13 protein-coding genes are annotated in these 13,542 nt (G+C 45.2%); 3 read left to right on the top strand and 10 right to left on the bottom strand.

Features of this window, described 5'->3' with window-relative positions:
• Window positions 1–127: 127 nt before the first annotated feature.
• Entirely contained in the window at window positions 128–322 is a 195-nt protein-coding gene (locus GVO63_RS06970) for a bacterioferritin-associated ferredoxin (protein WP_159493409.1), read from the bottom strand.
• Between the two features lie 274 nt (window positions 323–596).
• Between GVO63_RS06970 and GVO63_RS06965 the strand changes: the two genes are divergently transcribed.
• Window positions 597–1,202 carry a peroxiredoxin gene (locus tag GVO63_RS06965; protein ID WP_159493408.1) on the top strand — a complete coding sequence of 202 codons (606 nt, stop codon included), beginning with the start codon at window positions 597–599 and terminating at the stop codon, window positions 1,200–1,202.
• Between the two features lie 123 nt (window positions 1,203–1,325).
• On the opposite strand, the gene rnt is transcribed toward GVO63_RS06965, so the two are convergent.
• On the bottom strand, window positions 1,326–1,961 hold the full coding sequence (gene rnt, locus GVO63_RS06960) for a ribonuclease T (protein ID WP_159578745.1): 636 nt from the start codon (window positions 1,959–1,961) through the stop codon (window positions 1,326–1,328).
• 388 nt (window positions 1,962–2,349) lie between these two features.
• On the opposite strand from rnt, the gene GVO63_RS06955 reads away from it, so the two are divergent.
• Complete coding sequence (locus GVO63_RS06955) at window positions 2,350–3,222, top strand: OmpA family protein (protein WP_159578743.1); 873 nt, start codon at window positions 2,350–2,352, stop codon at window positions 3,220–3,222.
• A 63-nt stretch (window positions 3,223–3,285) separates the two neighbouring features.
• Here GVO63_RS06955 and glpQ read toward each other — a convergent pair whose 3' ends face one another.
• The gene (gene glpQ, locus GVO63_RS06950; protein WP_236552077.1) at window positions 3,286–4,401 is read right to left on the bottom strand and encodes a glycerophosphodiester phosphodiesterase; all 1,116 of its coding nucleotides are present in this window, start codon (window positions 4,399–4,401) and stop codon (window positions 3,286–3,288) included.
• Window positions 4,402–4,461: 60 nt separating this feature from the next.
• Window positions 4,462–4,869: a lactoylglutathione lyase gene (gene gloA / locus GVO63_RS06945; protein WP_159578742.1), complete on the bottom strand. Its 408-nt coding sequence runs from the start codon at window positions 4,867–4,869 to the stop codon at window positions 4,462–4,464.
• A 473-nt stretch (window positions 4,870–5,342) separates the two neighbouring features.
• Between gloA and GVO63_RS06940 the strand changes: the two genes are divergently transcribed.
• Window positions 5,343–5,555: a cold-shock protein gene (locus GVO63_RS06940; RefSeq protein ID WP_105932040.1), complete on the top strand. Its 213-nt coding sequence runs from the start codon at window positions 5,343–5,345 to the stop codon at window positions 5,553–5,555.
• A 508-nt stretch (window positions 5,556–6,063) separates the two neighbouring features.
• Here the strand turns inward: GVO63_RS06940 and GVO63_RS06935 are convergent.
• The 6 genes from GVO63_RS06935 to rsxC form a co-directional block, all read right to left on the bottom strand.
• Window positions 6,064–7,479, bottom strand: coding sequence for a M20/M25/M40 family metallo-hydrolase (locus tag GVO63_RS06935; protein WP_159578740.1), 1,416 nt, complete (start codon window positions 7,477–7,479; stop codon window positions 6,064–6,066).
• A gap of 204 nt (window positions 7,480–7,683) precedes the next feature.
• Window positions 7,684–8,397 (bottom strand): endonuclease III, encoded by a 714-nt coding sequence (gene nth, locus GVO63_RS06930; RefSeq protein ID WP_201281885.1) that lies wholly within the window; start codon window positions 8,395–8,397, stop codon window positions 7,684–7,686.
• A gap of 45 nt (window positions 8,398–8,442) precedes the next feature.
• Window positions 8,443–9,135: an electron transport complex subunit E gene (locus tag GVO63_RS06925; protein WP_159578738.1), complete on the bottom strand. Its 693-nt coding sequence runs from the start codon at window positions 9,133–9,135 to the stop codon at window positions 8,443–8,445.
• A gap of 2 nt (window positions 9,136–9,137) precedes the next feature.
• Window positions 9,138–9,917: an electron transport complex subunit G gene (locus GVO63_RS06920; protein ID WP_159578736.1), complete on the bottom strand. Its 780-nt coding sequence runs from the start codon at window positions 9,915–9,917 to the stop codon at window positions 9,138–9,140.
• Entirely contained in the window at window positions 9,914–11,002 is a 1,089-nt protein-coding gene (gene rsxD / locus GVO63_RS06915; protein ID WP_159578734.1) for an electron transport complex subunit RsxD, read from the bottom strand. The genes GVO63_RS06920 and rsxD overlap by 4 nt, the downstream gene beginning before the upstream one ends.
• Entirely contained in the window at window positions 10,999–13,539 is a 2,541-nt protein-coding gene (gene rsxC / locus GVO63_RS06910) for an electron transport complex subunit RsxC (protein WP_159578868.1), read from the bottom strand. Before rsxC ends, rsxD begins: the two co-directional genes overlap by 4 nt.
• Window positions 13,540–13,542 lie beyond the last annotated feature (3 nt).

The following is a 13,542-nucleotide window of genomic DNA, read 5'->3' as shown; positions in this document are numbered from 1 at the left end:
TATTCACTAAAGGTATTAAAAGGGGTGGAAAGGCGTCATGCAAAATTGCGTTTATCTTTTTGTTCAAAAGAGTAGCGGGTGTTGTTGAGGAGCGCGGTAGGCCGTGCTGTCAGACTAACTGAAGTACTTAGCCAACGTTTTTGAACAACGTTTCGTCGACGATTGTTTGATCAATAATTTGCTGTGCCATAGTAATACACTTGCCGCACTGAGAGCCAAGCTCTAAATGTTGACGTAACTCACGCATATTTCCCACGCCGTTCTCTTCAACCGCCGCGCGAATGCTTTTATCTGTTACTCCGTAGCACATACAAACGAACATTAAACGTACTCCAAATGAATCTGTAAATGATAATAATTGTTATTCATTCTTTTGGCAAGGAGATAATTAAAATTTAATTTTAAGAAATAGCTTACTGAGTGAACGAGCTGGAGAGGTATCTATCTCTCATTGGTATGATCTGTTAAAAAAAACAATCATTAGTATTGTTATTTTAATAAACGTACCTACTTTCCAATCTATAGATATTTATCTTAAGTGATTGCGCAACGTAATCATTTTTATTATTACAATCCACGTATAAATGGAGAGACTCATGAGTGTATTAGTTGGGCGTCCGGCGCCAGATTTTACTGCAGCGGCAGTACTTGGTAGCGGTGAAATTGTAGATTCCTTTACGTTAAGCGAAGCCATCAAAGGTAAAAAAGCCGTTGTGTTTTTCTACCCGCTAGACTTCACATTTGTTTGCCCGTCTGAGCTCATTGCTTTTGACAAGCGTTTCGACGAATTCACAAAGCGCGGTGTAGAGGTTATTGGTGTGTCTATCGACTCTCAATTCTCACACAATGCATGGAGAAACACCCCGGTAAATCAAGGCGGCATAGGCCCAGTTAAATATACGTTGGTTGCCGATGTTAAGCATGACATCTGCCAAGCTTATGATGTTGAACATCCAGAGGATGGCGTTGCTTTCCGTGGCTCATTCCTTATCGACGAACAAGGCATGGTACGTCACCAGGTAGTGAATGATCTTCCACTTGGTCGTAACGTTGACGAAATGCTGCGTATGGTTGATGCACTCGCGTTCCATGAAGAGCATGGCGAAGTGTGTCCAGCAGGTTGGACTGAAGGTAAAGCCGGTATGGATGCGTCGCCTGAAGGTGTTGCGAAGTATTTATCTGAAGAAGCTGACAAGCTATAAGTCCGCTTTGTAAGGTTGAACGCAAAACAGCGCCAGATGGCGCTGTTTTTGTTTGTCCGATGCATTTTCAAAAAGCTGGCGTAACGTAAATACTTATACCAATATCTATATCTACCTTGGGGATTATTGCCCACTCTCAATCGGCCAGCCGCCCAACGCTTTATATCGATTCACCATATAGCAAAATAACTCAGTAGTTTTTCGCGCGTCATACAGCGCGCTATGCGCTTCACTCTGGTCAAATTCAATACCCGCTGCTCGGCAGGCTTTTACTAAAACAGTTTGCCCTAATGCCAATCCAGCGAGGCTTGTCGTATCAAATGAAACGAAAGGGTGAAAAGGCGTGCGCTTAATATTACAGCGTTCTATTGCCGCGTTGACGAAGCTTTGGTCGAAAGTCGCGTTATGCGCCACAATGACTGAGCGCTGACAATCTGCATTTTTCTGTGCTTTGCGAATACCTTTGCAGAGATCTTTCATTGCGTCGCTCTCATTGATAGCACCGCGTAAAGCACAGTTAGGATCGATACCATTAAACTCTAGCGCTGCAGGCTCTAAGTTAGCGCCTTCGAAAGGTTCGATATGATAATGAAATGTTTGATCCGGATGCAAAATACCGTTTTCGTCCATTTTTACCGTTACCGCGGCTAGCTCTAACATGGCGTCGGTACCTGCATTAAATCCGGCTGTTTCAACGTCAATAACGACGGGGAAATAACCTCTAAAGCGCTGAGATAAAAGAGACGGGTTAGCAGACATAAACACTCTTGTAGATTAGATTGGGAAAACTGGCTGGTGGCGTACGTGCACACCAACATACGAAATGTACGTGAGTGACGAATTATCGCAAGGATGCTACTTAGTTACTAGTTTCAATTTGAATACTGTCACTCGAAGTGTCAATGAGTTACAAAAACCACAAAAGTGGATGGTATTAGAGGCTAAACTTTTCTACACTTTGGACGATAACTACATTAAAGGTAGTAATGCACGCCGCCGCGTTACGTTTTGGCGTTAGTTATAGAACACGCACATTGTGCGGGGTTGTGCTTAATGGCTTACACGCATAGGCAGGTTTGCAAAAAGGTGGGTTGATGATAAACACAACCTGCACCTTGGTTAGTTTGATTTTCGTTATGGTGTCGAAATGGTGTCGAAATTAAAATTTATCGCGTTGATGGGGATTGTAGGATCACTCTCTTCCCATGCAGCTATGCGGCAATATTCTGCGACCATAGAGAGTTCTAATTGGCGAATCGGAACCGATACGCGCCTTCAGTGCACCCTTAATCACGAATTACCAGGGTATGGCGAAGCCATGTTCACAAGCAGCGCGTCAAAACAGCTGAATATGGAATTTGAACTGGACATGCATTTATTGCCCAGTAAATTTGATATGGCAGCGGTTTATTCTGTGCCACCTAAATGGATGCCAGGCGTAGCACCTAAGCCTATCGCAGATATGTCTATCCGTAAGCAATATAACGGTGACCTCCCTCAAGACGCAGCTTGGACAATGCTATCGGAACTTGAAAAGGGTTTTTGGCCCACTATCTACTATCAAGACTGGTACAACAAATACGATCAGGTAAGCGTCGCGTTAAACGCAAGCAACTTTTCTGGCGTGTACCGTGAATTCGTTAAGTGTGTATCTAACTTACTTCCTTTTAATTTTGACGATATCGCTTACACCGTGTTGTCTTATCAAAATAACAGCACAGAACTGACTAAATACTCACAAAAACGTCTCACTATGATTGGTGAGTATTTGAAAGAAGACAGCGAGTTAGAACTGGTACTCTTAGATGGCTATACCGACAGCTACGGAGGCCGTTGGAACAACGAGCAGCTATCGATACGAAGAGCGAGTGAAGTCAAAAGCTACCTAACGACCTTGGGTGTGCCTGAAGATAGAATTAAGCTAACCGGTCATGGTGAAAAACGTCATGTCGCGCCAAACGATACGCGAGAAAGCCGTGCTCAAAACCGGCGGGTAGTGGTGCGACTGTCTAAATCTTAGAGACGGTTTGCTTATTTTAGATTCACTAATAGCAGGATAAGAAGCGCATTTATGCCCTTGTCTCTATGGCTTATAGGCGCGCCATGACAATACAGGCACCAAGTGATCAGTAAAAACGCCGTCAACATCCGCCACGTTGTCTAGGGCTTCTAACACTTGTTCACCAGTCATGCCTTTTGGTAGGGCATCTTCTCGGTACGTATAAGGGTGAATGGTCAGTTTGTGACTGTGGGCGAAGTCAAGCCATGCTGCCGCCTCTATTTTCCCTTGGGCCATTGCTTCGCTATTGAAAATGTGTCCTAACCAAGGCCCAATACCATCAGCATAAGTGGCCACCTCTCTCATGCCATCCTCAGTGCGGATCCAGTCATAATTAGTATCACTTTCACCCCAGCTGTTCTCGCCTATGAGCATGACAATCTTGCCTTCATAGCCCAACGTTTCCCGAATACGCTTCACTTCTTTGAAATCAAAGCATTGAATATAGCTGTTGCTGTTCTTCTCGCCGAAGCCATACGTATTGAGGGCATAGATCACACTTTTACTTGCATCGACGCCTTCCTTGCTGTGAAAGGCTGGAGATTTAACTTCAGGATAAACACCTACAGAAGTGCCGAACTGACGGTTAAGTTCACTGATAAGCTCAAAATGCTCAGCTAAAGTAGCAATCTTAAAATTAGCATGCTGACCTTGATAACGATCTTTAAATACTGGCGTTCCATCGCTGTTTGTTCGTTCATGAACCCGCAACGTTCTTAACTCTGCAAGCGTAAAGTCTCGCGCATAGTATCTGCCATCAGTCCGGTGCCGTGTAGGAAAGACTTCTTCAACATCCGTAACGGTTTCCAAGTGGATATCATGTAAAACCACCGGTATGTCGTCTTTGGTTATAACCACGTCTTGTTCAATAAAGTCCGGCCGGAGAGAAAACGCAAGCGTTGCCGCTTCAAGCGTATGCTCTGGTAAGTAGCCAGATGCGCCACGATGTGCAATGACAGTGAAGGATTTTGGGGTATTAATTTCATTAATCGCTGCAAAGGGGCGACTTGATATAAAAGCACTCAAACACGCAAACAGCAAAACAGGTAATAGGCCTCTTCGCGAGATTTTACTCTTCATACTGTATGTCGAGACGACCTCTTTACATTGCATAATTGCTTCACTCCATGTGGTTATCATTACCTGCCTTTATCATTTTCTTTAAATAGCCTGTTTACTATCAGGCTTTCAACTTGTGAACTAAGTTGAGGGCTGAAGAGGAATAGCTTTGTTTTGAATGAGTTCAATCGCGTAGCCATCAGGGTCGCGAACGAATGCAATCACTGTAGCGCCTCCTTTTACCGGACCGGGCTCTCTGTAAACGTCAGCACCGTTTGCCGCTAAGTTTTCACAAAAACGATAAATATCATCAACCTCAATGGCGATATGCCCATAGGCATTGCCTTTTTCGTAGGTGTTTTCGCCCCAATTGTAAGTAAGCTCTAGGACTGTACTATCAGACTCATCGCCATAACCAACGAAGGCTAGGGTATATTCGTACTCTTTATTCTCAGACTGACGAAGAAGACGCATACCCATAAGCGAGGTGTAAAAATGAAGAGATGATTCTAAATTTTCAACTCGAAGCATAGTGTGAAGCATTCGCATAACAAACTCCTATGTTGCCGAAAGAGTGAGAGCACTGACTAACGGCCTACTTGTATGGTGTGTGCGTATTGGACGTCGCTCAATTCAAACGAAAACACCTTGCAGCAACCTATGGTTCATCGTGTTGTTTGGGCAAAGAAGAGAGCGTGAAAAACATCGCACCGTGACTTTAATGGAAGAATGTTAACGCTTTAAGACAGTATTACAATTTTTTATAAAAATCATTTAGTAGTAGTTGGAGTGAGGCGACTAAAAAATAAACGCGAAATGATTGGACATCGATGAGTTTTACCTGTACCTTCTGTCTCGCTCTAGATATGTTATATGCTTTACCTAATACTGCGCTGTACCTTTCTTTATTCCTTCAAATTGAAGTTCTATTTAGATATACAACTGCTTTACTAGCTTGGTTATGTCTATTGCTATCGGTGATTTTCACCACTACATCAATTTTTTAAAAAAAGGTTTTTATTATGTCTAATTCAGTAAACGGCACAGTTAAATGGTTCAACGAAGAAAAAGGTTTCGGTTTCCTAACACCTGAAGCTGGCGGCAAAGACGTATTCGTACACTTCCGCTCAATCACTTCTGACGGTTTCAAAACTCTTGCTGAAGGCCAAGAAGTTAGCTTTGAAGTTGAACAAGGCCAAAAAGGTCCACAAGCTGCTAACGTAGTAGTTCGATAAGCTCATAACGTTTATCTAGTAAATCGGGCTCTTTAACTCGCACAGCGAGGGCTAAAGAGCCTACTTTTCGTTTTAAAATTTCTTAACCCAACCTGCGAGGAATTCAAAACAAACAATATCTATAAAGAAGTACCTAATATGCAAATCCAACATTCTATTTCTACATGCCATAACGCCACGTCTACCGCGTTAATCTCAAATATCTCTACTAATAAAACAACGGTCGCTTTTAAAGAAGCAAACACGTACCGCCACGTTGTTCTTACTTCACGTCAAGAAGTCAGACGATTTGTTGCTGAGTTAGTAAAAGCTTCATAACCATATAAACAAAGCCAAACCTAGCTCTGTATTTTCTGGTTTTAACGTTATCAATATTGACACTCGTCATGTGAACTACATAAGACCATTTTTGAGTGGTATTTAGTCAAAGACAAAGGCCAGCATACCTATTGTGCATGCTGACCTAAAAGCGCATCGTCTGTTTGAAACGACGGACGTTTTGAGGCAATTATTTTGCCTTCAAATCTATCTCTGAATCTGCAAGCAAGTATATGCTCGCCGCATAAGCCGCGATGTTTTGCGCAAGCTCATCGGGATTGATTTTATCTAGCGTGTCGTCTGGCGTGTGGTGAAGATCGAAATAATCTCTACCATTCTGGTTCAGCCTAATTGTAGGCACGCCTTTCGCTGCAAGTGGAATAATATCCGGGCCGCCGCCAGCGATGTCTGAACCGCCACGAATAATACCTAGTGGAGATAAAATCTTTGCGATTTCATCAACTAGCACCGTTGCTTCGGTATTAACGTTAGACACCAGTTGCCAAATAGTTTGAGCACCAAAATCTGACTCCGTTGCCAGTACGTGATTATCAAGGTTGTTCTCATGCTGTTTTGCATAAGCAAATGCGCCCAATAAGCCGACCTCTTCTGCGCCGAACATTACGACACGAATAGTGCGCTTAGGGCGTTCGGGGAGAGAAGCAATTAGCGCTGCTGCAGCAGTGGTAATTGCGATGCCTGCACCGTCATCAACCGCGCCTGTGCCGAGATCCCAGCTGTCTAGGTGACCACCAATAAGCACAATTTCTTCAGGCTTTTCGCTGCCCACTAAATCTAAAATTACATTCCCGCTGCTTACTTCGCCTTTCCACTTTGATTCAGAGTGAAGTGAAAGTGAAAGTGGCTTACCCAGATTGTGTAGGCGTCGCAAGTGGTCGGCATCTGGATTTGAAATTGCTATCACCGGAATATCCGCCCAGTTTTCGCCGTCTGAGCTCATCATTCCTGAGTGTGGAAAGCGGTGTGAATCAGAACCTACTGAACGCACCACCAAGGCTTCTGCACCGCCGCGCTGAGCATGTTGCCAGCCTATACGTCGGCGTTGATTTGCCTGCCCATATCCTGCACCTGTTTGACTTTTTACCATCGCGTCGCCATCCACAAACGCAATTTTGCCTTTTAGCGTTCCGTCTTCAACGGCTGTTAAGGCATGGATATCTCTAAAATACACCACGTCTGCATTTATTTCGCTTTCTGAAGGGGCTGCACCGCCAAGTGCAGTTCCATAAAGCGGCTGTGCATAAGGCGAGGTGAGTGAAATATGTAAATGGCCTCTATCCCAAAACGGCATAGTAAATTCTTCTACACTGACTTTATCAAACCCTAGTCGTTTACCAACCAAAACACCCCAATCTCTAGCGCGTTTTTCAGCTTCAGAGCCGCCTAGGCGTGGGCCTATCTCTGTAGTAAGTGATTCTACAATGCGGTAGCCTAAGTCACTTTCCAGTGCTTTTTGAATTAATGCTTCTGCGTTTTTCTTTTGTTGTGGGGTAATAGGCGTCGTTTCAGCGAAAACGCCAAAGCTGCAAGCACTGACTAATGCACCCAACGCTAAGTTTTTAGCGAAAGTATTTAATCGAGACATGTGTTCTCCGTGGTTTATTTTTGTATTTTTATTTAATGTGCCCGGGCACAAAGATAGTGTAAACATCATAGCCAATTTGATAGAGGCTTACGAGGCAAACCACGAGCATAAGTCGTGCATTAATCGCAAAGACATTGTGCCACACGTGTTTATGCGAGAGAGTGAGACAGCAAAGGAGTCGATAGACTCCACTTTAAAAAGCGTCTAAGTACGCCTTTTCTTAAGGGCCAGTTTTTGTTTTTTCTCTTGTTCTTTTAGCACATCATTAATGAAACTCTTTCTGCCGAATTCTCGCGTGATGATGCATTTATTTAGGTCGAATCCGCGGGCAGGGCAGTACTCTCTGCCATAGAGTATTATTTGGAGGTGAAGATCGTTCCATCTTTCCTTAGGGAACAGACGCTTTGCATCTCGCTCGGTTTGCTCTACGCTTTTGCCATTCGAAAGGCCCCAGCGATACATGAGTCGATGGATATGGGTATCTACCGGAAATGCAGGAATGCCAAAACCTTGAGACATCACAACCGCTGCGGTTTTGTGGCCTACAGCGGGCATGGCCTCTAATGCCTCAAAGTTGGCAGGCACTTGACCGTTGTGCAGTTTGATGATCATGTCAGATAGGTGCCAGATGCCCTTAGATTTCATTGGCGATAAACCACATGGGCGAATAATGTCCTGGATCTCTTCAATGCTCATCATCACCATATCATAGGGGTTGTCAGCCCTAGCAAAGAGCTTAGGGGTAATTTGGTTGACCCGTTCATCTGTACATTGAGCTGATAACAGTACGGCGATAAGCAATGTGTAGGGATCTTTATGGTCTAAGAAAATAGGGACCTCTGGATAGAGTTCATCCAAAATACGCATGATTTCTTTGACTTTTTCTTGTTTTGTGATGGATTTAGTTACATCTAACATTAAAACAGTCTCTTACTCTTTTCTTGTGATCCCTCTACGGGCAGACTAGCTTTCGGCAGTTACACGCACTCGCGTAGCCTTTTCTTTCGGCATGGTTTGTTGAGCCGCTAGTTTTGCGTCAATAATATTTTTTATCGCGATGAGTAATCCCATTCCTAAAAACGCACCCGGCGGTAGAACGGCCAGTAGAAACGGATTTTCTGTATTGAAAAGGGCTATCGTCCAGTTTTCTGCAATAGGCCCAAATAGACGGTCTGCGCCGGCAAATAATGTACCTGCACCCAATACTTCACGCATACCCCCTAAAATGACCAGTACGGCGGTAAAGCCTAGGCCCATCATTAAGCCGTCGTAAGCAGAGGCGAGGGGCCCATTTTTAGAAGCGAATGCTTCTGCACGACCAATGATGGCGCAATTAGTCACAATGAGTGGAATAAAGATGCCCAATGCCAAATACAGTTCATAGGTAAAAGCGTTCATTAATAACTGAACAATGGTTACAAACGCAGCAATAATCATTACGAAAACGGGGATACGAATTTCATTTCTGACGAGGTTACGTACTAATGATACGGTAACGTTGCTGCCAATCAGAACTAGCATGGTGGCAAGACCTAGCCCCAATCCGTTGATAAACGTTGCAGTAACAGCCAGCAGTGGACAAAGGCCTAAAAGTTGAACAAGTGCTGGGTTATTTTTCCAAAGTCCTTGGAGGGACAAATCGCGAAAATCGGTCACGTTTAAAGCTCCTCTAAGTGTTGAGGGTGCGCCTTTTCAATATCTTTGGGCTCGGAAGTGTTTATGTCATCTTTGCGTTCACAGGTATTTGGGGCAGAAAATAACGCAGATTGATTGGCTTGTGCATACATTAAAGCGTTACGCACTGCACCGACTACCGCTCGGGGTGTAATGGTTGCGCCAGTAAATTGATCAAACTCCCCACCATCCTTTTTAACTTGCCATGCCGCCAAGTTATCCTTAGAAAAAGACTTGCCGGTAAACGAGGTGATCCAGTTGCTCACGGCAAGCTCAATCTTGTCGCCTAACCCAGGCGTTTCTTTGTGCTCGATAATTCTTACACCAAGCACGGTCATTTTATGATTGATAGGTACACTCTTATCTTCCTCAATCATACCTACTTCGTCATTGGTCGTTGAATCTGAATTGCTAGACGCACTGATATTCACACCCACAACAAGATCGATATCACCGCTATACCCGTCTGGGGCCGTTGCCTCTAGCACCAGCGCGCTTGGTTCACCGTTCAACGTTGCGCGGTATACTTTGTGCGCTTTATTAGCGCCTAATTCATCCGCCGTGACTTGGGTGCAATTTGCATAAAGAGCATTGTCGTGAAATGTACTCGGTACGACCTCATTGAGCACGCTAAGTAATTTTTGTTGCTTTTGCTGCTCAATCTTGTCTTTCGTACCGTAAAATGTCGCAGCGATAAGCGCGGTAGTCACAACGGCAAATGCACCTAACATAAAGCCATTTTTGGTTAAGCTTTCTTTCATCATTGCTGCTTACCTCGACCTTTGCCTACATTTTTTCCATACACCCGTGGGCGAGTGTAATAATCGATAAGCGGTACGGCCATGTTCATTATGATCACGGCAAAAGCAACAGCATCAGGATAACCACCAAATGTGCGAATGATAACGATCCAAAAACCGATCGCTGCACCAAAAATGACACGCCCTTTTGGGGTGGTTGAAGCTGATACGGGATCAGTGGCAATAAAAAATGCGCCAACCATAACGGCACCATTAAACAAGTGAAAGAGTGGCGAGGCATAGTAGTCAGCGTTGATTAAATGAAGCAGTGAAGCGCAAATCAACACGCTTATCAACATGCCGCCGGGTATGTGCCAGCTAATTACACGGGTTTTCACCAGATACAGCCCACCTAATAGATACACAATACTTACTATTCCCCAGCCTGCGCCAGCGGCTTCGAAGAAACCGCCGTCGAAAATGGGCTTACTCAGTGATTCTGTGTAGGTAACGCCTTGGGTTAGGTCGGTTTTTAACGTGTCTAGCGGTGTGGCCATAGTCACACCGTCAGCAATGGTTTTTAGCTGAGTAACGTCGTATCCACTTGTCGTAAACCCTGTGAATATCAGTGATACAGAATCAAAGAAAGTTGGAGTGATACCCGCGTGCGTAGCGGGAGGTAACCACAGGCTCATGGCCGCAGGAAAAGAAATAAGCAATACTACATAAGCAATCATCGCCGGGTTAAAAATGTTAAACCCTAGGCCACCGTAAACTTGTTTAGCGACGGCGATGGCGAAAAAAACGCCGGTTACCGTCATCCACCAAGGAAGAGTTGGCGGAATACTTATTGCAATCAAAAGCCCGGTGAGCACGGCGCTATAGTCGGTAAGTGTTCGCTCTATCGGGCGTTTTCGTAGATATAAAATAACCCCTTCAATAACCAGTGCACTCACGACAGCAATCACTGACTGAATTAACATGCCCCAACCGAAAAAGAAGGACTGCGCTATCATCCCGGGGATCATGGCATAAATCACCATGCGCATAACTTGACCGGTATCGCGTCTAACCCGCTGATGTGGTGAACTCGATAAACTTAACTTCATTGTGATTCATTCTCTTTATCAGCGGCCGCTTTTTTCGCCTTAGCTTTAGCAACAGCTGCGGCAATACGCGCTTTCTTTTCATCTTGAGGTGACGCGTCAGAATTGTCTCTGGTGCTTGTTTCTGTTTCGTCTTCCGATGATGACTTACTCTGCTCTCGCGTCGCAGTGCTCTCTGTCTCTGTGGTCTCTGTCGACGATGTTTTTTCAGTTTTTACTTGGGCGAGTTTTTTCGCCTTTGCTTTGGCCACCGCTGCCGCAATTCGGGCTTTTTTCTGTTCTTCAGCCGAAAGGTCAGCATTGTGCTCAGTATTGGAAAGTCCGGCGGATTTTTCTTCCTCTTTATCCCCGTGTTTTTCTGAAGGCGTTTCCACAGACTGATCGGCTTTCGCCGTTTTTTGGGCCTTTGCTTTGGCCACAGCTGCCGCGATTCGGGCTTTTTTCTGTTCTTCAGCCGAAAGGTCTGCATTGTTCTCAGTATTGGATAGTCCAGCGGATTTTTCTTCGTCTTTATCCTCGTGTTTTTCTGAGGGGGCCTCTACAGACTGATTGGCTTTCGCCGCTTTTTTCGCCTTAGCTCTGGCGATGGCTGCTGCGACTTTGGCTTTTTTCTCATCCTCTGGCGACGACACTTGGTCTACAGGCTGTGATGCTGTTGATGATTCGTCAGAGTTTTCATTTTGAGCCTGCGCCGCTTTTTTCGCCTTCGCTCTGGCGATGGCTGCTGCGACTTTGGCTTTTTTCTCATCCTCTGGCGACGACACCTGGTCTACAGGCTGTGATGCTGTTGATGATTCGTCAGAGTCTTCATTTTGAGCCTGCGCCGCTTTTTTCGCCTTGGCCCTCGCAATAGCGGCAGCTACCTGGGCTTTTTTGTCATCTGCGGCAGCGTTTGTTTCGTCGTTGTGTGAACTGGCACTTTCGCTATTGGACTGCATTGCTGCTTTCTTCGCTTTCGCTCGTGCCAGTGCTGCTGCCACTTTATCTTTCGCGTCGGTTGTGCCTGTGTCGTTGACGCTCTGCGCGTTATCAGCTGCGTTTTTCTCTTTCGCTTTATTCGCGGCTAGGCGTGCTTCTTTCGCTTTTCTATGTTTTTCTTCTCGTTCAAGCTTTTCTCGCTCTAGACGTTCTTTGCGCGCCTCAAAACGTTGCTTCGCTTTTTCTGCTTTGTTCTTTTCATCGCGCTGTAAACGAATTTCAGCTTTAGCTTGGCGATAATAATGAACTAAGGGTATTTCACTTGGGCAGACATATGCGCAAGCGCCACATTCAATGCAGTCGAAAAGATCATATTCCTCAGCCTTATCGAACTCTTTGGCTTTCGCGTGCCAGAACATTTGCTGTGGAAGTAATGATGCTGGACAAGCATCGGCACAAGCGCTACAGCGAATGCATGGACGCTCTGCGTTGTCATCCACCAGTTCTTTTTTCGCAGGCACGAGTAAACAGTTCGTTGTTTTAACCACAGGTATGGATGCATCAGATAGGGTGAACCCCATCATAGGGCCGCCCATAATGACTTTCGGCGTGGTTTGCTTTTTCGGGTTGTATTTCGCCTCTGTCAGCAAATGAGAAACAGGCGTGCCGATTAATGCTCGAAAGTTGCTCGGTGACTCAACAGCTTCACCGGTAACCGTAACAATCCGTTCAATAAGGGGTTTGCCATGCAGAATAGCATCAGCAATAGCATAGCAGGTGCCGACATTAAACATCATCACGCCGACGTCAGCCGGTAGACCGTTTCTCGGGACTTCGCGGCCGGTAATAACTTGTATAAGCTGCTTCTCACCGCCAGCAGGGTATTTAGTTTCGACACTGACCACCCGATACTCTTTCTTATCTTGGCAGGCAATATTTAAGGCCTCGAACGCCTCTGGTTTGTTGTCCTCTACAGCCACAATAATTGCGCTGGGGTCGATTAAGTGCGCAAGAATATCCAGTCCCTGGCGTATTTGCCAAGCATGCTCGCGCATAAGGCGATCATCAGAGGTAATGTAAGGCTCGCATTCAATGCCATTTAAAATGAGAAATTCAACGGGCTTCGACGTTGATGTCTTAATGTGTGTAGGGAAACCCGCCCCACCCATTCCTGAAATGCCAGACTGACAGATAGCATCAATGAGCTGGTTTTTATCAACATTACCGTAATTGGTGATAGGAGACAGTTCGCACCATGTATCTTTGCCGTCTGGGCGTATTGAAACACACATTTCTGTGAGCCCGCTTGGATGGGCGACAACGTGCGGTGCTATCGAAATGATTTCCCCTGATGTTGGGGCATGAACAGGAACTGAAAACGGCGACGAGCTTTGTGACAATATTTGTCCCTTTAAAACTGTATCGCCGACTTGTACGCAGCAAACGCCGTCTGAGCCAATGTGCTGTCTTAGGGGCACCACCAATAGGTCAGGCATGGAAGGCTTTTGTATCGCTGACTTATTGGAGATGGATTTCTTATCGTCAGGGTGTACGCCTCCAGGAAACGAGTACATTTTTCCCGCATTGAGGGTTTCTATAATTGAATCAAAGCTAGGGTACATCAC

The organism is Alteromonas sp. KUL106, from assembly GCF_009811415.1.
Taxonomy (GTDB): Bacteria; Pseudomonadota; Gammaproteobacteria; order Enterobacterales; family Alteromonadaceae; genus Alteromonas.
The sequence above is the reverse complement of the archived record's forward strand: the minus strand, read 5'-3'. Positions and strand labels throughout refer to the sequence as shown.

Coding starts and splice junctions, on each gene's coding strand:
- GVO63_RS06970 (WP_159493409.1), bottom strand. CDS start 322: ATGTTCGTTTGTATGTGCTACGGAGTAACAGATAAAAGCATTCGCGCG.
- GVO63_RS06965 (WP_159493408.1), top strand. CDS start 597: ATGAGTGTATTAGTTGGGCGTCCGGCGCCAGATTTTACTGCAGCGGCA.
- rnt (WP_159578745.1), bottom strand. CDS start 1,961: ATGTCTGCTAACCCGTCTCTTTTATCTCAGCGCTTTAGAGGTTATTTC.
- GVO63_RS06955 (WP_159578743.1), top strand. CDS start 2,350: ATGGTGTCGAAATTAAAATTTATCGCGTTGATGGGGATTGTAGGATCA.
- glpQ (WP_236552077.1), bottom strand. CDS start 4,401: ATGATAACCACATGGAGTGAAGCAATTATGCAATGTAAAGAGGTCGTC.
- gloA (WP_159578742.1), bottom strand. CDS start 4,869: ATGCGAATGCTTCACACTATGCTTCGAGTTGAAAATTTAGAATCATCT.
- GVO63_RS06940 (WP_105932040.1), top strand. CDS start 5,343: ATGTCTAATTCAGTAAACGGCACAGTTAAATGGTTCAACGAAGAAAAA.
- GVO63_RS06935 (WP_159578740.1), bottom strand. CDS start 7,479: ATGTCTCGATTAAATACTTTCGCTAAAAACTTAGCGTTGGGTGCATTA.
- nth (WP_201281885.1), bottom strand. CDS start 8,397: ATGTTAGATGTAACTAAATCCATCACAAAACAAGAAAAAGTCAAAGAA.
- GVO63_RS06920 (WP_159578736.1), bottom strand. CDS start 9,917: ATGATGAAAGAAAGCTTAACCAAAAATGGCTTTATGTTAGGTGCATTT.
- rsxD (WP_159578734.1), bottom strand. CDS start 11,002: ATGAAGTTAAGTTTATCGAGTTCACCACATCAGCGGGTTAGACGCGAT.
- rsxC (WP_159578868.1), bottom strand. CDS start 13,539: ATGTACCCTAGCTTTGATTCAATTATAGAAACCCTCAATGCGGGAAAA.